Origin of the sequence: Hallella faecis, assembly GCF_018789675.1 — a bacterium.
Classification (GTDB): domain Bacteria; phylum Bacteroidota; class Bacteroidia; order Bacteroidales; family Bacteroidaceae; genus Prevotella; species Prevotella faecis.
In genome coordinates this window covers 31,046-54,461 of the sequence record NZ_JAHKBE010000017.1, presented here as the reverse complement: position 1 = coordinate 54,461, position 23,416 = coordinate 31,046, and the positions used below count along the sequence as shown (strand labels likewise).

The 23,416-nt window shown below is 53.3% G+C and carries 20 protein-coding genes and 1 tRNA gene; 15 read left to right on the top strand and 6 right to left on the bottom strand.

Annotated elements, in window-relative coordinates:
• Window positions 1-198 precede the first annotated feature (198 nt).
• Window positions 199-2,178: an OPT family oligopeptide transporter gene (locus tag KM934_RS05925; protein WP_215759697.1), complete on the top strand. Its 1,980-nt coding sequence runs from the start codon at window positions 199-201 to the stop codon at window positions 2,176-2,178.
• 748 nt (window positions 2,179-2,926) lie between these two features.
• Here KM934_RS05925 and cmk read toward each other — a convergent pair.
• Together cmk and porQ are read right to left on the bottom strand one after the other, a co-directional pair.
• Window positions 2,927-3,616 (bottom strand): (d)CMP kinase, encoded by a 690-nt coding sequence (cmk, locus tag KM934_RS05920; RefSeq protein ID WP_215759696.1) that lies wholly within the window; start codon window positions 3,614-3,616, stop codon window positions 2,927-2,929.
• Window positions 3,617-3,641: 25 nt separating this feature from the next.
• A complete protein-coding gene (porQ, locus tag KM934_RS05915) occupies window positions 3,642-4,589 on the bottom strand; it encodes a type IX secretion system protein PorQ (protein ID WP_215759695.1) in 948 nt (315 codons plus the stop codon).
• Window positions 4,590-4,700: 111 nt separating this feature from the next.
• Between porQ and KM934_RS05910 the strand changes: the two genes are divergently transcribed.
• The 9 genes from KM934_RS05910 (at window position 4,701) to KM934_RS05870 (ending at window position 10,834) form a co-directional block, all read left to right on the top strand.
• Complete coding sequence (locus KM934_RS05910) at window positions 4,701-5,405, top strand: energy transducer TonB (RefSeq protein ID WP_215759694.1); 705 nt, start codon at window positions 4,701-4,703, stop codon at window positions 5,403-5,405.
• Window positions 5,406-5,434: 29 nt separating this feature from the next.
• Window positions 5,435-6,409: a polyprenyl synthetase family protein gene (locus KM934_RS05905; RefSeq protein ID WP_215759704.1), complete on the top strand. Its 975-nt coding sequence runs from the start codon at window positions 5,435-5,437 to the stop codon at window positions 6,407-6,409.
• 47 nt (window positions 6,410-6,456) lie between these two features.
• Window positions 6,457-7,293, top strand: a complete 837-nt coding sequence (locus tag KM934_RS05900) for a TatD family hydrolase (RefSeq protein WP_215759693.1) — start codon at window positions 6,457-6,459, stop codon at window positions 7,291-7,293.
• A 100-nt stretch (window positions 7,294-7,393) separates the two neighbouring features.
• Window positions 7,394-7,481 (top strand) — tRNA-Ser (locus tag KM934_RS05895).
• A 40-nt stretch (window positions 7,482-7,521) separates the two neighbouring features.
• A complete protein-coding gene (locus KM934_RS05890; RefSeq protein ID WP_252344911.1) occupies window positions 7,522-8,418 on the top strand; it encodes a MotA/TolQ/ExbB proton channel family protein in 897 nt (298 codons plus the stop codon).
• Window positions 8,415-8,933, top strand: coding sequence for a hypothetical protein (locus tag KM934_RS05885; RefSeq protein WP_215759692.1), 519 nt, complete (start codon window positions 8,415-8,417; stop codon window positions 8,931-8,933). The genes KM934_RS05890 and KM934_RS05885 overlap by 4 nt, the downstream gene beginning before the upstream one ends.
• On the top strand, window positions 8,923-9,501 hold the full coding sequence (locus KM934_RS05880; RefSeq protein WP_215759691.1) for an ExbD/TolR family protein: 579 nt from the start codon (window positions 8,923-8,925) through the stop codon (window positions 9,499-9,501). Before KM934_RS05885 ends, KM934_RS05880 begins: the two co-directional genes overlap by 11 nt.
• The gene (locus tag KM934_RS05875) at window positions 9,498-9,968 is read left to right on the top strand and encodes an ExbD/TolR family protein (protein ID WP_215759690.1); all 471 of its coding nucleotides are present in this window, start codon (window positions 9,498-9,500) and stop codon (window positions 9,966-9,968) included. Before KM934_RS05880 ends, KM934_RS05875 begins: the two co-directional genes overlap by 4 nt.
• Before the next feature lie 365 nt (window positions 9,969-10,333).
• Entirely contained in the window at window positions 10,334-10,834 is a 501-nt protein-coding gene (locus tag KM934_RS05870) for an Lrp/AsnC family transcriptional regulator (RefSeq protein ID WP_215759689.1), read from the top strand.
• A 103-nt stretch (window positions 10,835-10,937) separates the two neighbouring features.
• On the opposite strand, the gene KM934_RS05865 is transcribed toward KM934_RS05870, so the two are convergent.
• The 3 genes from KM934_RS05865 to porE form a co-directional block, all read right to left on the bottom strand.
• Window positions 10,938-11,450 (bottom strand): dihydrofolate reductase, encoded by a 513-nt coding sequence (locus tag KM934_RS05865; protein ID WP_215759688.1) that lies wholly within the window; start codon window positions 11,448-11,450, stop codon window positions 10,938-10,940.
• Window positions 11,447-12,910: a methyltransferase RsmF C-terminal domain-like protein gene (locus KM934_RS05860; RefSeq protein WP_215759687.1), complete on the bottom strand. Its 1,464-nt coding sequence runs from the start codon at window positions 12,908-12,910 to the stop codon at window positions 11,447-11,449. Before KM934_RS05860 ends, KM934_RS05865 begins: the two co-directional genes overlap by 4 nt.
• Window positions 12,911-12,987: 77 nt before the next feature.
• A complete protein-coding gene (gene porE / locus KM934_RS05855; RefSeq protein WP_215759686.1) occupies window positions 12,988-15,072 on the bottom strand; it encodes a PorE family type IX secretion system protein in 2,085 nt (694 codons plus the stop codon).
• 436 nt (window positions 15,073-15,508) lie between these two features.
• Between porE and KM934_RS05850 the strand changes: the two genes are divergently transcribed.
• From KM934_RS05850 to trmB, 5 genes are all read left to right on the top strand, one after another.
• The gene (locus KM934_RS05850) at window positions 15,509-16,906 is read left to right on the top strand and encodes a S8 family peptidase (RefSeq protein WP_215759685.1); all 1,398 of its coding nucleotides are present in this window, start codon (window positions 15,509-15,511) and stop codon (window positions 16,904-16,906) included.
• An 18-nt stretch (window positions 16,907-16,924) separates the two neighbouring features.
• Complete coding sequence (xseA, locus tag KM934_RS05845; protein WP_215759684.1) at window positions 16,925-18,247, top strand: exodeoxyribonuclease VII large subunit; 1,323 nt, start codon at window positions 16,925-16,927, stop codon at window positions 18,245-18,247.
• Between the two features lie 14 nt (window positions 18,248-18,261).
• The gene (xseB, locus tag KM934_RS05840) at window positions 18,262-18,459 is read left to right on the top strand and encodes an exodeoxyribonuclease VII small subunit (protein WP_215759683.1); all 198 of its coding nucleotides are present in this window, start codon (window positions 18,262-18,264) and stop codon (window positions 18,457-18,459) included.
• 98 nt (window positions 18,460-18,557) lie between these two features.
• A complete protein-coding gene (locus KM934_RS05835) occupies window positions 18,558-19,574 on the top strand; it encodes a branched-chain amino acid aminotransferase (RefSeq protein WP_215759682.1) in 1,017 nt (338 codons plus the stop codon).
• Between the two features lie 173 nt (window positions 19,575-19,747).
• Window positions 19,748-20,518 (top strand): tRNA (guanosine(46)-N7)-methyltransferase TrmB, encoded by a 771-nt coding sequence (gene trmB, locus KM934_RS05830; RefSeq protein ID WP_215759681.1) that lies wholly within the window; start codon window positions 19,748-19,750, stop codon window positions 20,516-20,518.
• Between the two features lie 340 nt (window positions 20,519-20,858).
• On the opposite strand, the gene KM934_RS05825 is transcribed toward trmB, so the two are convergent.
• Complete coding sequence (locus KM934_RS05825; protein ID WP_215759680.1) at window positions 20,859-23,345, bottom strand: glycosyl hydrolase 115 family protein; 2,487 nt, start codon at window positions 23,343-23,345, stop codon at window positions 20,859-20,861.
• Between the last annotated feature and the right edge of the window lie 71 nt (window positions 23,346-23,416).

Below are 23,416 nucleotides of genomic sequence, written 5' to 3'. Positions count from 1 at the left end.
TTCTCATGGCTCTCGCTTGCACTATCTTTGCATAAGATAGGCTGCACTCGGCCATCCGAGAACAAGTTCTCATGGCTCTCGCTTGCACTATCTTTGCATAAGATAGGCTGCACTCGGCCATTCGAGGGCGAATTTTCATGGCGCCCACTTGCATTCGTTTTGTACGGAAATCAATTCACAGCAATAAATCTATCAGAAATGGACAAAGAAAAAGAAAAAGGGGCAGTAGTGTTGCCCGAAAACGCGTTTCGCGAGTTGAAGGACGGCGAGACCTACGAACCTCTTATGAGTCCCAACAAGACTTACCGTGAGGTCACTCCCTGGTCGGTTACCTGGGGTTTGGTCATGGTGGTACTGTTCTCGGCTGCCGCCGCTTACCTTGGCCTGAAGGTGGGACAGGTGTTTGAGGCCGCCATTCCCATTGCCATCATCGCCATTGGTCTCTCTACGGCCACACACCGCAAGAATGCGCTGGGCGAGAATGTCATTATCCAGAGCATCGGAGCTTGCTCGGGCGCTGTTGTTGCTGGCGGCATCTTTGTTATGCCCGCCATCTACATGCTCGACCTGCAGGCCGACTTCATCAAGATTTTCATCGCCGCCGCATTGGGTGGCATCCTGGGCATTCTCTTCCTCATTCCTTTCCGTAAGTATTTTGTGAAGGATATGCATGGAAAATATCCCTTCCCAGAGGCCACAGCCACCACGCAGGTGCTCGTGTCGGGTGGCGAGGGAGGCTCACAGGCCAAGCCGTTGCTCGTAGCTGGTTTGGTAGGTGGTGCCTACGACTTCATCGTTGCCACCTTTGGTTGGTGGAACGAGAATGTCACCTCACGCATGATTGGTCTCGGTCAGGACCTGGCCGACAAGGCCAAGTTGGTGCTGAAGGTGAACACCGGAGCCGCTGTGCTGGGCTTGGGCTACATCATTGGCCTGCGCTATGCCGCTATCATCTGCGCCGGTTCGGTGTTTGTGTGGTGGATTATCGTGCCGCTCATGGCCGTCATCTTCCCCAACACGGTGCTCAACCAGTGGGATCCCACCATTACCATCACCGTAGGCGACATGAGTCCTGAGGCCATCTTCACCAGTTATGCGCGTAGCATGGGCATCGGCGCCATCGCCATGGCCGGCATCATCGGCATCGTGAAGAGCTGGGGCATCATTCGCAGCGCCGTATCGCTGGCCGCCCATGAGATGAAGGGCAAGAGTCCTGACTCGGCTGGGGTGCAACGCACACAGCGCGACATCTCGTTTAAGATTATCGCCATTGGCAGCGTGCTGACCCTGCTGATCATCTATGCCTTCTTCTTCTTTGGGGTGATGAATCTCAACCTTCTGCACGCCACGGTTGCCGTGTTGGTGGTAGCCATCATCGCTTTCCTCTTTACCACGGTGGCCGCCAACGCCATTGCCATTGTGGGTAGCAATCCTGTGTCGGGCATGACGCTCATGACCCTCATCCTGGCCTCGGTGGTCATGGTGGCCGTAGGTCTGAAGGGTAGCGCTGGCATGCTGGCCGCTCTGCTCATGGGTGGTGTGGTGTGTACGGCTCTGTCGATGGCCGGTTCGTTTATCACCGACCTGAAGATTGGCTACTGGTTGGGTACCACACCCAAGAAACAGGAAGGATGGAAATTCCTCGGAACCATCGTGTCGGCTGCCACTGTGGCTGGTGTGATGATTCTGCTCAACGAGACCTATGGCTTCAAGGGCGACGCCCTGGCCGCTCCGCAGGCCCATGCCATGGCTGCCGTTATCGCTCCGTTGATGAGCGGTCAGGGAGCGCCTTGGCTGCTCTATGGCATCGGTGCCGTGATTGCGTTGGTGCTCGATCGTTGCAAGGTGTCGGCATTGGCCTTTGCCCTGGGTATGTTCATCCCCATCCAGCTCAACCTGCCGTTGCTTATCGGTGGCGCCGTCAACTGGTTTGTGGGTAGCCGCTCTAAGAGTGCCGAGGAGAATAAGGCACGTGTGGACAAGGGCACTCTTATAGCAAGCGGTTTCATTGCTGGTGGAGCGCTGATGGGCGTGGTGTCGGCCCTGATGAAGTTTGGTGGCATCGAGTGCTCGGTTGCCGACGCTTGGTGGCAGAACCCCATGTCGGAGGCCGTCTCCCTGTTGGCTTATGTCATGCTGATTGCCTACTTCGTGAAGGCTACACGTACGAAGAAGTAACCTTGGTAGGTATGGGCGGCCGATGCGTGTTGCGACATGCGCCGGTCGCTTATGCCACATTTATAAATATCAACAACAAATCCGCAACGCCCGTATGCTGGACGTTGCGGATTTGTTGTTGTTATAACGTGATGCTTAGCTCCCCGTTCTCACGTGGTCGCGAAAGAAGTGCGGGGGTGTTCGTGTGTATGCGAAATATGTCGACAAGCATCTCCCTTTTTTAACACTTATTCGTCAGCAAGTGTGAGATTGGTTGCAAACACGCGATTCTTGACGCGTCTTGTAACTGTCATGTATTCAGCTACTTATCATTAAAGCGAATCTTGTGCTATTTCTTGTCCAGCCTCCCGTCTTGCGAAACATGCCTAACCGCATTGCGAAACATGCCCGATCGTGCCTCGAAACATACGCAACCGAGGTGCGAAACATGCCTTTACGCAACTCGATACATGCCCAACCGCAACCGCATGGCTCGTTTTTGGGGCTTCCATCTCGTAAAAACGGCTGTTTCATTCTCTATTTCACGCAAAATCCTGACACAACTTTTTACCCAAAATTTCAAACAACCTTTGCTGCGTTACCATGAGCCATTCAATCTCACCGAATGGTGATGTTATTTTTAACCCGAATCGGTCTAATGACTGCTTTGGGTTAAAAGCAAATCCGCAACGCCCACGTTGTAGGCATTGCGGATTCGGTATGCTATGGCCCCCGCTCATGAAGGCGGATTGGCCGATGTCGGGGATGATTACTTAGTGGCCTGCTCAAACCGCTGCATGAGCCATGCGTTTTGCTCCTCGATGGTCATGTGCGAGTTGTCGAGCTCCAAGGCATCGTCGGCCTTGCGCAAGGGCGACACCTCACGATGCGTGTCGATATAGTCGCGCTCCTGCACGTTCTTCAGGATGTCGTCGTAGTTGGCCTCGGCGCCCTTTGCCTTCAACTCGTCGTAGCGACGTTGCGCACGCACCTCGGCCGATGCCGTTACGAAGATCTTCAGTTCGGCTTCGGGGAATACCGTTGTGCCGATGTCGCGTCCGTCCATCACGATGCCCTTGTCGCCGCCCATGCGCTGCTGCTGCGCCACGAGCGCCTCACGCACAAACGGGATGGCCGCAATCGGACTGACGTGCGAGCTCACCTCCATGCCGCGGATGTCGTTTTCCACACACACACCGTTGAGGTACGTGTCGGGGCGCCCCGTCTCCGTGTTGAACTTAAACGAGATGTTCACCTCGGGCATGAGTTTTTCCAGTTGGTCGGCCTTCACCGATCCGTCCTCGTTGAAGAGGTGGTGGTTCAGGGCGAAGAGCGTCACCGAACGGTACATGGCGCCCGTGTCTACATAGACGTAGCCTATGCGTCGGGCCAAGTCTTTGGCCATTGTGCTTTTTCCGCAAGAGGAAAAGCCATCAATAGCTATCACAATTTTCTTCATAGTGGTTATTTGTATGTTTTCGTTTCTACAACACGTAGCTCACATTGAACAGCAACGAACTGCTCGACACGTGGTACTTGGCGTAGGCAATGTTCAGTTTGAATCGGTTCAGGTTGAGACCGCCACCCAGCGACAGACCCGCTCCGTTGCTGCTCTTGCCATCGGTCGACTGTATTTTCATCTCGTTGGCCCTCCTGAAGTTGTATCCGCCGCCAATCCATATCTGGTCGGAGAGTTGGAAGTCGGCGCCCACCACGAGGTGGTTGATAAACTTATACTTGGGGTGGTTGATGTCGACCCATGTGAGATGTAGGCGAAGGGGCACGTTGGCAAACGCTTTCGATACGCCAATTTGCACGTCGAGCGGCATCTTGTCGTACTCCTCGTCGTAGGCCTTGAGCTGTCCGCCCAGGTTCTTGGCCACCATGGAGACCGACCATTGGTGCTTGTCGTCGAAATAGTTGAGGCCCAGGTCCACGCCGAACGCCACCGATGAGTAGTCGCCTATGAACGATGAGATGAGCTTGGCGCTGATTCCGCCTGCGATGTGATTGGTGAGCATATACGAGAAATAGCCCGCCATGGAGATGTCACGTGCCGAGAACTCGCCCGTCTGCACATTGTTTTCGTTCATCTCCTTCATCTTGCCATAGTCGAGATACTGGCCGCTGACGGCCCATGAGGCCCGCTCCTTCACCACGCGGTTGAACGAGGCGCTGGCCGTGTTGACCCCCGACATGTAGCTCATGTAGTTGAGGTTGATCGTCTTGTCGGTAACCGAGGAGAGCAAGGCGGGGTTATGGAAGATCATCGTTTCGTCGTCTTCGATGAGCGAAACGTTGTCGCCTCCCAAGGCGGCAGCGTGGGCGCTGACAGGCAGTCGGAGGAAATTATATCCTGTTTGGCTTTCGTCCTGAGCATGTGCCATCAGCGACGAGAGCGTTAACAGAAGGGCAAAAACCGCTTTTTTCATTTAAATTCTCTAATTATTGGGCAAAGATACGGCTTTTTTCAATATTTACTGTAAATTTGCATAACGTTTATCGTATAGATAACGCATGTAGGGAAAGATTATTGCTTGTCCATGGAAATCAAAAAAAACATCAGCGCAGACTTGGAACGGAGGAGGACGGGATTCTTCCTGCTCGGGCTTATCCTGTCGCTGTCGGTGTTCTTCGTGGCCATGGAGTATACCTCCTGGCCCGACAATGGGGCTGACGATGAAAGTGTGCTCGACGATATGGCGCAGGACATTGCCCTCATGCCTGCCATGGACACCCACGACATGATATCGGCTGTGTCGGCTCCGGCGGCGAAGGCTGTAACCAATAAGGTGGAGGAAAGCGCTGAGGCGGCCGACAATTCCGAAAAGATAGCGCCCGTTACCAGCAAGCTCGTCATAGGCGATGGTGAGGGCGTGCAAAAGGACGCCAACGTGACCGAGGCCCTGCCGCAAATCACCGTGAGCCAGGATAGCGATGTGCTCCGCACGGTGGAGCAACTGCCCGAGTTTCCCGGAGGCATGGTCGAATTTATGAAATGGCTGACACGCAACCTGAAATATCCACCTTATGCGCAGGCACAGAAGATCCAAGGCAAGGTGGTGGTGTCGTTCCTTGTCAATAAGGATGGCAGCATCGCCAGTCCGAAGATAGAGAAATCGTGCGACCCCATACTCGACCGCGAGGCCCTACGCGTCATTCGCATGATGCCCAAGTGGAAGCCCGGCCTCATGAACGAGAAGCCGTGCCGCACGATGGTGGCCGTGCCCGTCAACTTCCAATTGTGATAATCAATCAAGAAAAATATAGAACCATGATGTTTACTGCCGATGAACTTTTAAACAAGGTAAATGTATTTTTAGACAATCTGCCTTACGACCGTGAGCCCAAGAGTCTCTATGAGCCCGTGAGCTACACCCTCTCCATGGGTGGCAAGCGCATCAGACCCGTCTTGATGCTCATGGCCTACAACCTGTTTAAGAACGACCCCGAGAGCATCTTGATGCAGGCCGTGGGATTGGAGACCTACCACAATTACACCCTGCTGCACGACGACCTCATGGATAACGCCGACCTGCGTCGTGGCCACGAGACCGTTCACAAGCGTTGGAATGCCAATACGGCCATCCTTTCGGGCGACTCCATGTTGGTGCTGTCGTACCAACGCATGGCCAGCGGCCTGACCGACAAGCTCAAACCGGTGCTCGACACCTTCACCGAAACGGCTTTGGAGATAGGCGAGGGCCAACAGTATGACATGGAGTTTGAGACGCGCGACGATGTGGCCGAGGCCGAATACATAGAGATGATACGCCTCAAGACGAGCGTGCTCCTGGCTTGCGCCCTGAAGATTGGCGCCATCATGGCCGACGCTTCGCCTGTCGACGCCGACAACCTTTATAAGTTTGGTGAGCAAATTGGTTTGGCTTTCCAGTTGCAAGACGATTACCTCGATGTGTATGGCGACAGTAAGGTGTTTGGAAAAGAAATTGGTGGCGACATCACTTCCAACAAGAAAACCTTCATGCTCATCAACGCCTTCAACCACGCCAACGCCGAGCAGCTCGAGGAGTTGAAGCGTTGGGTGGCTGCGCCCACGTTCGACCGCAAGGAGAAGGTGGAGGCTGTGACACGCCTGTATAACGAGATAGGCATCGATAAGATGGCCCAAGAGCGCATCGCCTACTATTTTGAGCAGAGTAAGAAATATCTCGACGCTGTTGGTGTGTCGGCTGATCGCAAGGAGGAGTTGCGCCAGTATGCCCAGCGTATGATGAAACGACAATATTGATCGGAGCCTATTGCGGTTCCGTTCTTGTCCTTATTTTATTCGGAAAGATGATAAATGTGATAGATACCCATACGCATCTCGATGCCGTGGAGTTTAACGAGGACCGCGCGGCGGTCTTTGAGCGTGCTCGCGCAGCAGGTGTGTGCAAAGTGTTTTTGCCAGCCATCGACCTCAAGACGGCCCGCTTCATTATGGCTTTGAGCCAGGCTTACCCAGGCTATGCCTACCCCATGGTGGGATTGCACCCCGAGGAAGTGCGGGAAGACTGGTTTGAACAGTTGACGGAGTTGGCCAATATTATTCGGGCCGACAGGGCTGAGGCCAAGGAGAAGGGCGACGCTCGCGGGCGCATCATCGCCATTGGCGAGGTGGGGCTCGATTACTATTGGAGCCGCGAGTTTGCCCAAGAGCAGCTCGAGGCCTTTAAGATGCAGGTGCAATGGTCGGTCTCTACGGGCCTTCCCCTGATGATCCATTGTCGCAAGGCGCAAAGCGAGATGGTGCGTGTGCTGCGCAAGTACAAGTCGAATTTGCCTGGTGGCGTGTTCCATTGCTTCACCGGAAACCAGAAAGAGGCCGAGGAGTTGCTCTCGTTTGATAAGTTTGTGCTTGGCATAGGCGGTGTGTCCACCTTCAAGACCAGCCATCTGCGCGAGGATTTGCCGGCCGTGGTTCCCATGGACCGCATTGTGCTCGAAACCGATAGTCCCTATATGGCTCCCGTGCCGCATCGCGGACAGCGTAACGAAAGTGCGTATGTCATGGATGTGCTTTCCACGTTGGCGAAAAGCTATGGCGTGACCCCCGATGAATTGGCTCATCAAACCAACGAAAATGTGAAACGGGTGTTCGGTATCGAGGCGGTTTCAGACGTCCAATGTTAAACCATTAAAGAAACTTAAAAGTTACAGCTTTGTGCTTGCTTTCTTTTGGAAAGGAGTATCTTTGCGCTCGCAACAGAGATTTGCAGATTCAAACACATGAGGAAAGGTGCTCGAGTGGCTGAAGAGGCACGCCTGGAAAGCGTGTAACCGCCTAAAGCGGTTCGGGGGTTCGAATCCCCCTCTTTCCGCACCATGCGTTTGATAGTTGTGGCTTTAATCGATGTAAAGATGAAAAAGAAAATTGCATATCTCGCCATTTCCCTTGTGTTTGTTCTTTCTGCGTTGACGGTGGGCGTGCAGCCTGCTGAGGCTCAAGGTGCGCCGGCTACAGCCCAGGCGGCATCGGCAACGGCTCCATCGGCGTCCGCTTCGAAAGAAACGAAGGATAGTACGGCGACTGAGGCTGGGCAAGACAGCCTCGACAATGAGGCGTTGATGGACGAAACCATGGCCGTTGATAGCGCCTCTGTGGCCCCGGTCGAGGAAGTGGGGTTCCACAAGGCCTTGAAGACAAAGTTTATCGAGGGTAACGCAGGGTTCATGTCGCTGGTGGCCCTGGCATTGGTTTTGGGCTTGGCCTTTTGCATTGAGCGCATCATTTATCTCAGTCTTTCGGAGATCAACGCCAAGAAATTCATGAAAGACCTCGATGCGAAGATCATGAGTGGCGACGTGGAAGGCGCCAAGGCGCAATGCCGCGACACCCGAGGCCCCGTGGCATCCATCTGCTATCAAGGCTTGGAGCGCATTGGCGAGTCGATGGATAACGTGGAGCGGAGCATCGTTAGCTATGGTTCGGTGCAAAGCGCCAATCTCGAAAGGGGATGCTCATGGATTACCTTGTTCATCGCCATGGCACCGTCGCTCGGTTTCCTCGGCACGGTGATAGGCATGGTGATGGCGTTCGACCAAATCCAAACGGCGGGCGACATCAGTCCGACCATTGTGGCCGCGGGCATGAAGGTGTCGCTCATCACCACCATCTTCGGTATCATTGTGGCCCTGATATTGCAGGTGTTCTACAATTACATCCTTTCAAAGATCGATCATTTGACCTCACAAATGGAGGAGTCGGCCATCACTTTGCTCGACTCTATGATGAAATATAAACTCACAAGACAATGATTACGCTTCCCCATCGTTGGCGGCAACTGCCTGCGGAGAAGCTGTCGTCGAAAGTGCTGGGCCTGCTCATAGCCCTTGTTATCTTGCTGTTCGCATTGTTTGGACTGGTGGGTTACAACCGTCCTTACGATGAGGACCCTAACTTTGTGGCTCCTCTTTTCACGGATGTGCTCATCGTCTTCATGGAACTGTTGGTGGTTTTGGCCATGGGTTGTGCCGTGTGGTCGATGACGAGAAGCCTGAAGGTCAGAGGGAAGAGTGAGGCTTATGAGAACAATGTGCCTATCAAGAAGATAGGGTATGTTGTGTCGTGGGGCACGGCTGCGCTGCTCTTGCTGTCTTTTCTCTTGGGATCGGCCCACTCTATGGTCATCAATGGGGTGGAGTATACGGATGAGTTTTGGCTCAAAACGGCCGATATGCTCATCGTGTCGTCGCTGGTTCTGATAGTCGTTGCTATCGGAGCCATGGCGTATGGTGCCACAAATTTTATGAGGAGAGATCATGTTCGCTAAGCGTAGACATCAGGTTCCTGGACTGAACACCACGTCGACGGCCGACATCTCGTTCATGTTGCTCATCTTTTTCTTGGTGACAACAAACATGGATGTCGACAAGGGCTTGACGCGACAGTTGCCCCCGGCCGATAAGCAGGAGCAGCAAGTGTCGCAGGTGGAGAAGGGAACGCTGATGACCCTGACCATCACCAAGGACAACGCGCTGCTCGTTGACGGTAAGCCTACACCCGTGAACAAGGTGTGTGGACTGGCCGAAGCGTTTGTGAGAAGGGTGGGGCGCAAGCATCTGGTGAAGATTGAGGCGGCTCCCGAGGCCAACTACGACATCTATTTCCAATTGCAAAACCAATTGGTGATGGCTTATGGACGCCTGCGCAACGAAGCGGCCATGAAGACCTATGGTAAGCCTTTCGCTAAGCTTACAGAGGAACAGCGTAACCATGTGAAAGACATCTGCCCTCAGCGCATCGCTGAGGATTATGGGCAGGCTGCCGTTTCGGCGGCGAATGCTTACGGTGTGGGCGAAACGGAGGCCGCTGGTACGGGAAAGGAGGAACGCCCATGAGCATGTTCAAACGACGTAAATACGAGGTGCCAGGACTGAACGCAGCATCGCTTCCCGACTTGATCTTTACCGTGTTGTTCTTCTTCATGATTGTCACCCACATGCAGAAGGTGGCCGTAAAGGTAAAATATCAAGTGCCGCAGGGAACGGAGCTCACACGCCTGACTAAGAAATCGGCTGTTACTTACATCTATATAGGTTATCCTTCCGATGGATTGAGACGTAAGGTGGGTGGAGACATTCGCATCCAGTTGAACGATAAGTTCGCTTCGCCCGAGGATGTTGCCGATTACGTGAGTGCAGAGAAGGCTCGCATGTCGCCTTCCGACCAACAGCAAATGATGGTTTCCATCAAGGCCGATCGACACACCCCGATAGGCTTGGTCAACCAAGTGAAGCGCTCGCTCCAGCAAGCCAAGGCGTTGCGCATTAGCTATTCGGCTACCGAAACGAAGGAAAGAAAATAAGCATAGCGCGTTAGAGGCGCCTCAGGACGTTCGTGTTGCACCCTGGTAGGACGTTGACTATGCCTTGTTATTGCGCTTGTGGTAGGAAGGCGTGCCGTTTGTTGGGCGATAACCTGCTACTTGTTTTTTCGTGAAATCTCATGGGGTGGCAAAGCGTCTTTGGCCCCTACCAACAATGGTCGCTATATGCGAATTAATGATGAGTTTTGTATGTAATCTTGCATTTTTATGTCTTGTTTTTTGACCTGTGTGAAAAAACTGTGTGTTATGGGTGAGTATTTGTGTCAATCTGAAATAAATATGTGTTGAAAAGTTGCCAAATAGAATTATTATTGCTAACTTTGCGCAGTAATAAAAATAACATTATGGCAAATCATCGTTTGGATGCTTTAGACAGAAAGATACTAAAATTAATCTCTGCTGATGCGCGCATTCCCTTCCTTGAGGTTGCGCGCGCTTGTAATGTAAGTGGTGCTGCTATTCACCAGCGTATTCAGAAGCTTACCTCGCTGGGCATTCTGAAAGGATCCCAGTTTATCATCGATCCAGAGAAGGTGGGCTATGAGACGTGTGCCTATGTGGGCCTTTATCTGAAAGACCCCAGTGAGTTCGATGCAGTAGTTGAGAAACTGAAGGCTATTCCTGAAGTAACGGAGTGTCATTACACTACGGGCGGATACGACATGTTTATCAAGATCTATTCAAGGAACAATCATCATCTGCTCAATATCATTCACGATAAGTTGCAGCCTCTGGGCTTGTCGCGCAGTGAGACCATCGTTAGCTTCAATGCCGTGATCGACCGTCAGCTTCCCATCTTTGACAATACGGATGAGGAGGAAGACGAGGACGACGGCGAAGATTAAGCCATCCAATCGGTCATTAGGCCAATAATAGGAAAACAATTAGGACATTATAGCTTCCTTTTCTATTCTGATGACCTATTAGAGTTAAATCGTAGGAACCCCTTTATCTGTTAGAACGATACGTAATGAAGGAGAAGCCTGTGTGCTTCTCCTTTTTTATTTCTGTCCATTGGCTTCGGTCTATCTCGGGGAAGAAGGCGTCGGCGTTGGCCGGGCTGTCGTCGACCCTTGTGAGATAGATGACCGATGCCCACGGGAGTGCCTGCTCGTAGACGCTTGCCCCGCCAATGACAAACACGGTGTTGTCTGCCGATGCGCCTTGCGCGTCGCCCACCGAATGGCCGCTTGGGGCGTTGCAAGCCTCAAGGGCGCTCTCCAACGATGGGAACACTTCGCAACCAGGAATACTCTCGACCGTTCGGCTCACAACCATGTTGCGCCTTCCCGGCAGTGCGCCATGAGGCAACGAGTAGAACGTGTGGCGTCCCATGATAATGGTGTGCCCCATGGTAAGCTGTTTGAAGTGGGCCATATCCTCTGGGATTGACCATGGCAAGCGGTTGCGGTAGCCGATGGCACGATTGCGCCCCATGGCTACAATGATGGCGATGGTCATAACACGTTGATGGGTTGTTCGGGCAGATGCGTGGTCTTGATCTTCCATTCTTGGGGATAGAGGTTGTTGGCCCTATTGCCGATGTTCTTGCAAAAGCCAATGGCCTGTCCCCGATAGGTGAGCAGCACAATGCCCTGCGGGGTGGTGGGCGATAGGCTGATGGCCTCTTTTCGGAGGTAATGGATAGCTTGTTCCCAACCGATTTCCACTTGCGTGAAGGCGCTGCGGTTGAGCGCTGTCGACAGGGCCAGTGAGGCGGCGGGAACGAGTTGCTTGCCCTTGGGAACGCCCAGGCCAACGCCCGCATGGATGACGTGCAGTGATTTGGCGGCCTTTTCGTATAATGGCAACCAGCGTGTGGGAATGGCGCGAACGATGGTTGGCGTTTCCACCACGGTCCAAGCGCCCTTGCCTGAGGCCCCATTCTCCTGAAGCCACAGTTTGGCCACTTTGGCGTATGCACTTTGTTGGGTGTGCGCAGCGCTCTGGCGGTCTTTCTTACGGCGTGGCGCCTCGTCGTTGTCCTGCTTTCTCAGTACCGCCATGAAGATGCCTTCGCCTGGCGTGAAGCCCGGTATGAACCTGCAAACAGGCAACAGGCCCTCGTCTTCTCCACCATGCTGAGCTGCCGAGAGCCCGGTGCCCAAGGCGCTGGTGACGTGCCATGACGGGTCGACCGGTATGCTGATGAGTTGGGCTCCCAACTGGTCGATGATCCATTGGATGTTCTTCTCGTCCTCGTGCTCGTTGTAAGTGCAGGTGGAGTAAACCAATATGCCCCCCGGCTTGAGACTTGGCCAGATGTCCTCAATGATGCTACGTTGCAGTTCGGCGCATTTCTCCACGTTCTGTGGGCACCATTCCTGGATGGCCTGTGGGTCTTTGCGGAACATACCCTCGCCTGAGCAGGGCACGTCGGCCAGGATGAAGTCGAACGCCAGGTCGGCCTTGCGGAAGTCGCGTGGATAATTGTTGGTTACCACCATGTCGGGATGTCCCTGTTTCTGCACGTTCTCCGAGAGGATGGAGGCGCGTACCTTGATGGGCTCGTTGGCCACCACGACGCTCCCCTCGGGCAGTGCGGCGCGTAGGGTAGTGGTCTTGCCTCCCGGTGCGGCACACAGGTCGAGAGCCACAACAGGGCTGTCGACCAGATGTCTCACCACATGATGGATAAACATCGACGACGACTCTTGCACATAATAGACACCCGCATGGAGCAGGGGGTCGAACGTGAAGTCGGGGCGGTGGGGTAGCACGCGGCCCTCGCCACACCACGCAATGGGGGCGAAATTCTTGTCTGCCGCCAGTTCGCAGCCTGTGATCTTAAATGGGTTCAACCTGATGGTGGTTTGCGGCGCCTGTCGCAAGGCTTCGCAAAACTGCGCATATCGTGCCTCGCCAAACAAGGGTTTGGTGCTTTCTTCGAAGGCTTTGGGAAGAGCAATGTCGTTGGACATAAGTCAAAGTGTTAGTGTATCGTACCTCATGATTGGGAGGAAGAACGCATGGTTCCTCCTCCTTTGTCATACGATGTTTAGTCGAATATAATGCTGTAGCCATCCTCCTGAAGGTCTTTCTTGGATCCTTCAGTTTTCTTCTTGGGCTGTTTTTTTAATTTACCTTGTTCGTCAAAGAGACCGTAGGTGGTTCTCAGCACCATAAATTCGGTACGGCGGTTCAGCTGGTTGCAAATTTCCTGCTTCTTCTCGTCTTTCAGAGCCTTGATGAATTCCTCGGTCAGCACATCGCCCTCTTTGAGGAACGGGTATTTCTCTGTGAGCTTTTTCTTCACGGTCTTGGGTTTCAGCTTGCCGTAACCCACAGGTGTGAGTCGATCGGCGGCAATGCCGTGCTCAATGAGATAGTTGACCACCGATTCGGCCCTTCGCTGCGAGAGTCGCTCGTTGTAAGCCTCCGATCCCTTGTAGTCGGTGTGGGCGCTGAGCTCAATGGTGACATTGGGGTTCTCGTTGAGCAACGTAACCAGTTGGTCGAGCGCCGTCTTGGAACTGTCGCGCAGGGTGGCCTTGTCGAAATCGTAAAAGATGTTGTCGATGAGTGTGGGGGCTGAGATGTTGGCCAAGGCAAACTGCAAGGTCGTGTCGCGGCTCTCCTTGGGATTGGTCAGTGCGCGAACCTCCTCCTTGTGGTTGAGGAATCCCTTGCAGGTGGCTAAGAAAAGATACGTGACGCCCTCGTTGAGCACCTTGGTGAACGAGCCGTCGGATCGTACCGACAGTTTTTCGTTGGTGCCGTCGTCGCCCACCACGTACACCTCAGCCGCGGGCAATTCGTAGCCGTCCATTTCGTAAACCCATCCTTTCACCGTTTGAACAATCTCTGGGTTGTAGAACGAATAGATGTGGTCCCAACCACGACCGTCGCCTCGGTTTGATGAGAAGAAACCTTGGTTGTGCGGCCCCTCGAAGGTCATGCCAAAGTCGTCGCCTTGCGAGTTGAGCGGATAGCCTGGATGGGAGAGGTGGTATTTGTGATCCTTGCCTATCTTGGCAATGTAGATGTCGAGTCCTCCCAATCCCTTGTGGCCATTGCTTGAGAAGTAGAGGTCGCCGTTGGGTCGGAACGTTGGGAACATCTCGTCGCCGGGTGTGTTGACCGGCTCGCCCAAATTTTCCACTCCGCCAAAGCCGCCCGCTGTCAGGCGTACGCGCCAAATGTCGAGTCCGCCCTTGCCTCCTGGCATGTCCGACACGAAGTAGAGCCACTCACCGTCGGGCGATATGGCCGGATGGGCAAAACTCGACAGGGTGTCGTTGCTTAGCTTCACCTCCGACGCCTTGCTCCACGCTGCGTCCGACCGGTTCGACTTCACGATCTGCGCATAGCGGGGATACGACGGGTCGGTGGCGCATTGGGTGAGATACATCTCGCGTCCGTCGGGCGAAAAGCAGCACACTCCTTCGTCGTAGGCGGTGTTGAGGCCACCGTTGACAGGTTCGGGCTTGCTCCATTTGCCCTTGTCGTCTTTCTCAGAGAAGAACACGTCGGCTGGTTTGGTGCCCGTTATGCCGCTCAACTCATCGCCTTGCGCCTCGTTGCGGGTCGACGTGAAATACAGTTGGTCGAACTCGTCGCCAAACAACATGGGCGAGTATTCGGCGCGTCGTGAGTTGAAGATGTCCATCTTCTTCACGGTGTATCGGCTGCCCTGTTCCTTGATGGTGGGCGCGTCCTTGGAAGATTCCAATCCCTTGCGCGCCAATACGTTGTCGGGCATGGAGTCGAGCACGAGTTGGAACTCGGCCGCGGCCTCCTTGTAACTGCCGTTTTTCATGAGCAGTTGTGCCAAGGACAGGTGGTCTTGCGTCTTGGCTTGGTTGTATCGGATCACGTTGCGGTAGGCGGCAATGCCCTTGGCCGTTTGCAAGCTCTTGTCGTAACACAGCGCCATCTTACCAGCAGCCACCCCGCGCTTGTCGCGCTGCTTAGGTGGAATCTTCTGGTAAGCCTGCTTAAACTCATTGGCGGCATCGAAATATTCACCCAGGGCAAGATACTTCTCGCCCTTCTTCATGTTCCTTTCTGCACCGCAAGAGGTCAATACGGCGAGTGCTATCAGGAGGAAGCACAATGATGATATGTAATGAGGCTTGGTCATATAGATATAACGCAGAACGGCGGGTGTTATTATAGATAAGGTGGGCAATAGGACCATTATTTTTAATTTCACGGCGTTTGGATGCTACGCATTTTGCTTCCCGAGTGCTCAGAGCGGGCTTGTCATGCTATCGCTTAGGTTTGGCTCCGATACGGTGAGTTGTGAAAAAAGCCAATGGTGTATAGATGCTGGCTTTCGATAGAATTCAATCTGCACACAACATACTATGATTTCAGGTCGTCTTGCATTTTTCGTTGAGAAATAGTGCCTGTCTCGGGGGAATTCACTATCTTTGCATAAGATAGGCTGCACTCGGCAATTAGAAAGCAAGCTTTCATTGCGCTCGCTGGCACTATCTTTGCATAAGATAGGCTGCACTCGGCTTCACCTCCATTCGTGCGAGAGTTGCACCTGTTATAATAATTGATGTAAGGAAATGAAAAACATTATCACTATTTTGGCCGTATGGCTCTGCTGCATAGGGGCTACAGCACAAGTGCGCTCCCAAATGACAGCCTTCCCTGGTGGAAAATATCAAATATACCGAGTGGCTCTGCAAGACAAGCGGGGTTGTAAGGCGTCGCTTAAACATCCTGAGAAATTCCTTTCGGAGAAATCATTGCGCCGGCGCGCCAAGCAACATCTGCTGGTCGATTCAACGGACCTGCCCCTCTCGCGCACTTATCTGAAAAAGATGACAGAGCAAGGCTTTGCGATCATCGGTGGCAGTAAGTGGAACAATACGGTGCTGGTGAAGGACACCTGTGCATCGGCTCCCCAGCGCCTCTGTGCGTTGCCGTTCGTAACATCGGTGGTGAAGGTCTTTGGAGGAGTCGACTCCGTGAAGCTCACGCCTCCCTCCACGGTGAGGCCCGACACGCTTATCGCCCGATACAAGGCGAAAACCCGCTATGGACAAGGCGAGCATCAGATAAGCATGCTCAACGGACAAAAACTGCATGAGGCGGGGTTCAACGGCAAGGGCATCCTCGTTGCGGTGATCGACGGTGGCTTTATGAACGTTGATAAGATTGGTTATTTGAAGAACGTGAATATTGTGGGTACGCGCGATTTCGTGTATCCCTATACGGCGAATCTCTATGATGAGCGTGACCATGGCACCGAGGTGCTCTCCACCATTGCCGCCAATAGCGACAGCGTCTTTGTGGGAACGGCTCCGGGGGCATCCTTCTTGTTGTTACGGAGCGAGTTTGGACCGTTGGAGAATCTTGTGGAGGAGGACTTTTGGACGCAGGCTGTTGAGTATGCCGACTCGGTGGGTGCCGACATCGTGACATCCTCGTTGGGCTATACTGAGTTTGACGACAAGGCTGCCAGCCACAAATATCGCGAGCAAGACGGGCGCACGGCTCTCATCTCGCGCACAGCATCGATGATCTCGGGCAAGGGTATGATTCTTACCAATAGCGCAGGCAACACAGGCGCCGCCGAATGGAAGCGCATTGGATTCCCAGGCGACGCTCACGACGTTCTCACGGTAGGCGCTCTCGCTCCCGATAGCACGAACACCACGTTCAGCAGCGTGGGTCCTACTTACGACGGACGTGTGAAACCCGATGTGATGGCAATGGGTGGTTACTGCACCGTTATCAATGGAAAGGGCTTGGTGGCACATGCCAACGGCACTTCGTTTTCCACGCCCATCACTTGCGGCTTGGTGGCTTGCCTGTGGCAGGCGTTGCCCAACAAGACGGCATCGGAAATCATGCAGCTTGTAAGGGAGTCGGCAGATCGTGCCGATTACCCCGATAACATCTTTGGATATGGCATTCCCAATTTTTGGAAAGCCTATCAGATGGGTCTGAACAAATAACACGCTAAACGACAACGCATGGAGGGCAAGCCACTGACACTTTACGAACTGAACTCGCTGGTGCGCGGGGTCATCGAGTCGACACTCAACGCAGGCTACTGGGTTGAGGCCGAGCTGTCGGAGGCGCGTGAGGTGAGGGGGCATTGTTACATGGAACTCATCCAGAAGGAACCGTTCTCCTCCACTCCTGTGGCACGTGCTTCAGCCAAGTGTTGGAAGAACCGTTGGGGTGCGTTACGACCCAAGTTTGAACGCGTGACAGGTCAGCCGCTTCATGCCGGACTGAAGGTCTTGCTTTGGGTGACAGCCAGTTTCCACGAGGCTTACGGCTTTGCATGGATTGTGCAGGACATCGATCCAACCTACACCTTGGGCGACATGGCGCGCAAGCGCATGGAGATCATCCGCCAGCTGAAAGCGGAGGGAGTGTTTGAGTTGCAGAAGGAGCTGTTGTTTCCCATGTTTGCCCAGCATGTTGCTGTTATCTCATCAGAGAACGCTGCGGGCTATGGCGATTTCTGCAACCAACTCCACAACAACTCCCACGGCTTGTGGTTTTCAACTACCTTGTTCCCGGCCGTCATGCAGGGCGACCAAGTGGAACCTTCTGTCATCGACGCGCTCAACCGCATTTATGACGAGGCCGACCGCTTCGACGTGGTGGTTATTATAAGAGGTGGCGGCGCAACGGCCGACCTGAGCGGTTTCGACACGCTGGCGTTGGCAGAGAACGTGGCCAACTTCCCCATCCCCATCATTACGGGCATAGGCCATGAGCGCGACGAGAGCGTGCTCGACATGGTGGCCTACCAACGGGTGAAAACCCCGACAGCAGCAGCGGCTTACATCATCGACAACCTGATGGCGGTGAGTCTGCTGCTTGACCGATGCCAGGAAACCATCGTGCAACGCATCGGGCAGCGCCTTTCGTTGGAACATGCACGTCTCGATCGCGCTACAGCGCGCATTCCCACACTTTTCTCATTGGTGAAAGCCCGACAGGAATCCCGTCTCGACCGGCTCTCTACAGCTATCGCAAGCCACATGCGTGAGCTGCTGGCCAAGGAGCAGTTTCGTCTCGACCGACTCGCCTTGGGCATGGCGCCATTGGTTCAAAAGAAGATGGACGGTGAGAAACATCGCATCGAACAACTTGCGTTGCGCGCCAAAAGTCTTGACCCCAACGTGTTGCTGGCGCGCGGATACAGCATCACACTGGTCAATGGACGCATTGTTCGCGACCCCGACACACTGCAGGTGGGCGACGTGGTGGAAACCCGTGTGGAGAAAGGGTCGTTCCTGTCGACAGTCAAAGAAACACATACCCAACAACCCTCATAAAACTATAGAAAGCCATGGCCAAAGAAACCAAATACGAAATGGCGATTAGCCAACTCGAGGAAATCGTGGAACGACTGGAAAACAACCAGTTGGGAATCGATGAGATGACCGCCCAGCTGAAAAAGGCGCAGCAGCTTATCAAGCTCTGCAAAGACCGTCTCACCAAGACCGACGAGGAGATTCAGAAAATCCTCGGCGAAGGAAAGAACTAACAAACACAAGGAAATACAGCGCCTAAAAATTGCAAGTGATGATTATTATTTATACCTTTGCAAGGTGACTGTATGTAGAACTCTTAACAATAGATATTATGAAAGATTTAGACTGGGGTAAATTGACGTTCGGTTATATGAAGACCGACTACAACGTGCGTTGCTACTACCATGATGGTAAGTGGGGCGAGATCGAAGTATGCAGCGATGAGTACATCAACATGCATATGGCAGCCACCTGCTTGCACTATGGTCAGGAGGCTTTTGAAGGCCTCAAGGCTTACCGTTGTCCTGACGGTAAGGTGCGCATTTTCCGCGTGGAAGAGAATGCCAAGCGCCTGCAAAGCACTTGCGACGGTATCGTCATGCCGCAGGTGTCGACCGAGATGTTTGTCGAGATGGTGGAGAAAGTGGTAAGGCTGAACCAAGAGTACATCCCTACATACGAGAGTGGTGCAACGCTTTACATTCGTCCGCTGTTGGTCGGTATAACACCGCAGGTGGGTGTGCATCCTGCTCACGATTACCTCTTCATGATCTTCGTAACACCCGTGGGTCCCTACTTCAAGGGGGGATTCCAATGCAATAAGTACGCCATCGTGCGCGACTGGGATCGCTCGGCTCCGCTCGGAACAGGCGTGTATAAGGTGGGTGGCAACTACGCCGCTTCGCTCAAGGCCCACATGTTCGCTGCTTCGAAGGGTTACGGATCGGAGTTTTATCTCGACGCCAAGGAGAAGAAGTATGTCGACGAGTGCGGTGCAGCCAACTTCTTCGGCATCAAGGATGGCACGTATGTCACTCCGAAGTCTACATCGATCTTGCCTTCTATCACCAACAAGAGCCTGATGCAGATTGCCGAAGACCTCGGATTGAAGGTGGAGCGCCGCCCCGTCCCCGTGGAAGAGCTCGACTCTTTTGAGGAGGCTGGCGCTTGCGGTACAGCCGCTGTGATATCGCCCATCTCTGAGCTCGACGACCTCGATACGGGAAAGAAGTATGCGTTCGGCGACAAGCCCGGACCATGGTCGACCAAGCTCTATGAGACGCTGCGTGGCATTCAGTATGGAACGGTCGAGGATAAGCACGGTTGGACAAGGGTTGTCATCGACTAATCTGACACGACCACTCCCGTTGGGCATCGTTCCAACGAAGCATAAATAACAAGAGCCATCGTCTTTTTCGGTTGCCATAAAACCGAAAGGATGATGGCTCTTGGCGTTTTTGAGGCACAAGACAATCGCTTTTGCCGCATATTTTTGTAACTTTGCAGCCAAAAAACATCAATATGGGAAAAGGTAAATTAGCCAAATTTGCAGAGATGAAGACCATGAAGAACGTCTTCGAGTATCCATTCTCCGTTGTCGACAACGTGCCCTTTACCATGAAGGGACATTGGCGTGAGCAATATTTCAATAACGATAATCCCATCGTTTTGGAGTTGGGATGCGGCAAGGGCGAATACACTGTGGGCTTGGGGCGCCTGTTTCCCAATGTCAACTTTATCGGCGTTGACATAAAGGGAGCGCGTATGTGGACCGGAGCCAAGCAAGCGCTTGAGGAGGGGTTGGACAATGTGGCGTTCCTGCGCACTAATATCGAGATTATCGACCGTTTCTTTGATCCGGACGAAGTGCAGGAGATATGGCTTACTTTCTCCGATCCGCAGATGAAGAACCCGCGCAAACGCCTGTCGTCGACCTATTTCCTGGAGCGTTATCGCCACTTCTTGGTCGACGGGGGAATTATGCATCTGAAGACCGACTCTAACTTCTTGTTCACCTACACCCGTCTGATGGTGGAAAAGAACCAGTTGCCTGTCGAGGTGTGCACGGAGGATTTGTATCACGATACGCCTGCCGCCATCGTCGATTCGCCCATTCTTTCCATCCAGACCTATTACGAGTCGATGTGGATGGCGCGTGGGCTCAACATCCGATACATGCGTTTCCATTTGCCACATGAGGGACAACTGCAGGAACCCGAAGAGGAAATTGAACTCGACGACTATCGTAGTTACCACCGCACAAAGCGCAGTAGTTTGAAGACTGCCAAATAAACTCCAATCTGGTTATTAGACCGAAACGGGAAGATTGTTAGGCTGTTATAACTTTCCTCAATTCTGGTTAGCGTTTTTCCGGCATCTTGCTTCCATTCTCGTCTCGTCATCGCCTGTTATGGCTTCACCGCGCCTATGGCAGCCTGCTTGAAAAAAGCACTGACAAGAATGGAAATCTAATGACAGGTTTGGGATAAGTCGACTGCGAAATATGCCTTGCGTACGGAAGGCTTCAAGACGAAACAACAATACGGAAACAAATACAGGCTGAGAGTTGCATTGTAAAACGCTATTGAAGAAAGCGTTGCAACCCTCAGCCTGTAGTGTAAAGGCCGGTGTGTTATAAGGCCGGTTGGGTGGGGAATACGTAGAAATGGCGGTCGGGATGGTAATCGATCATCCATTGGTCGACGACGATGTGGTTGTCGAGGGCTTTGATAACCAATGTGTGATAGCCACCTTTCAGTTTGATGTCTGTGGTTCGCAAAGCCTGTCCGCGTAGCACATTCACTTTCCAACGCTCTGAGCGATAAGGCTCCTTGAGTGAATAAATCACGGGGTCGCCATCGTCTATGCTGATGGAATAACGTATGTCGCCATTGTCGTTCGACTGCGTGGGAATCAGCGCGGTGTAAAGTACAGCGTTGCCATCCTTGGCGTAAAAACGATAGGTCAACGATTCGCCCTTGGGCAGTTTGACAGCTTTCATGGAGTGGCCCAGCATCTCTATGGGTTGTGCCCCGTCGGTTGCCGATTGGTAATCGCAGGCGTTTCGCACCACGCAACCATCCTGTTCCATCTTCGCTTCGAGCGGTTCCTGCACATACTTGCGCATCTCTTCGGCGGTCACCTCGCCAGGAAGCGAGGGCGCTTGGAATACTAACAGACTGCGGGGAGCCATGTCCATCAGCCCGTTCCATTTGCCGTGGGCCATTTGCTTGTTATAATATTCGGTGAGAGTCTGTATCTCTTGATAGGCCTTTACGCTTCTCACGGCAGCCTCCAAGGCTTCTTCGTCCCTATGGAAGTTCTCCTTTCGAGCGATATGGCGTGCCTCTTGGGCTTGCAACTGCTTCGTGGCCATAGCGGCCGCGCAATAAACAGGATACTTGATGGCTGCGAAGAAGGCATCTTTGAGCTCCGGACGAATCATTTGTTCGGCTGCGGCGATCTTGTGCTTCACGGCCTCATAATCGTTCAGGTAACGTTCCAACTCATTGCCAAACTCGTCGGCAGAGAACTCTGTGTCTTGCACGGGTGACCATCCGTTCTTATAGCGGTTCCGATCAAGCTCCACCTGGTTCCATCCCATAAACTCCGGACGGCGTATGCCGCAGAGATGATAGAACTCTGTCATGGCTTCAGTAAGCGGTGCGGCGGCTTCCTCGCCAAACTGCTGCGTGAGCCAGTCGCGTAGATGTTGCTGTAGTGATGAGGCTGTAACCGAATTGATATTCCACGCCATGTCCATAAACAGCGACAGGTCGTAGGCTGCCACCTTGGGATCGTGCACATTGGCAATCCAAAGGCGTTGGGCGTTATGGTCCCACGCCTCACGCATCTCCGAATAAACCAAACCGGGTTGCGTGGTGGTCAGCCACAGGTAATCGTGGGGGCGACCCCAATAAGAAAGGTGGTAATACACACCGCTGCCACCTGCGCGTTTTTGTTCAGCGGCATCGGGTAGGCGGGTCAGGTAACCATAGTTGTCATCACACCACATGAGCATCACGTCATCGGGCACCTTCAGGCCGGATTCGTATATCTGTAGCACCTCCTTGTAAGGAATGAACACCTGCGGCACTTTCTTTAGGTCGCGGTTAACGGTTTGATGAAGAATGTTGCGTTGCTCGTCGATGACGCTCTGCAAGGCCTTTACCCGATCGACATTCCCGCCCACGCCTTCCATCGAGCCATCGTGAATGCCACGCATGCCCAACGTGTAGAGCCCGTCCATGTGGGCCGTCTCCTGAGCGCGCTCACGCCAATAGTTTTCTACCTGCTTGCGGTTGGTTATCCAGTTGTACGGTCCCCGCTGCTTACTGTTCCACTCGGCCACATTGTTCCTTAGAATGGGCTCGCAATGCGATGATCCCAACACGATGTCGAACGAATCGGCCACCTCCTTGTTGCCTTTTACCTGGAAGAATCCATCGGTCCCCTCGTGCATGGCAGGCCACAGTGTGTTGGCGCGCAGACGAAGCAACAGTTCGAAGAGACGGTGATAGTAGCGAGGGCCTATGATGCCTGATTTTGAATGGGCGTCGACCAATTGTTTGTCCCACACGCGTGTGGACCAGTCTTCGTCGTTGATAAACACGCCTCGGTACTCCACCGATGGATGTTGTAGGGTCTCAAATTGCTCATTGAGCACCAGGTAATGTTTGCGCTGTGGTGTCACGTCACCCCAATCTATCCAGGGCGAAACACCCGCCTTGCGCGAAAGCTCCAAAATGCCGTATGCCGTGCCGCGACCATTGCTGCCTACAATCACGACCTTGCCATTGCGGATGCCCATCCAGAAGGCATCGGGCTTGGCAATGAATTTCTCAAGGGGAATCTTATAACCAGACAGACGCTTGAACTCCTTGTTGTTCAGCATGTCGAGCTGGTATATTTCTATCTTGCCCTCACCCTTGCGAGCCGATTTGCCAGTGACGGCTTTCATGTCGGCGGAAAACATGTCCAAGGCCTTGGCGACAACGGTTCCATAGTTTTTTTGAGTAGAGTAGGTGACATGGCCACCCGCGTACCACACCACATCCTTGGCCGACACGGTGGTCGACAAACCAAGGATGGCATGAAGAAGGAGGTATCTGATTTTCATGAATACGAATATGTTATGATGGGGTTCAGCAGAACCTTTTGTCATCCTCGCCCTCAACAGGCAATGCGTTC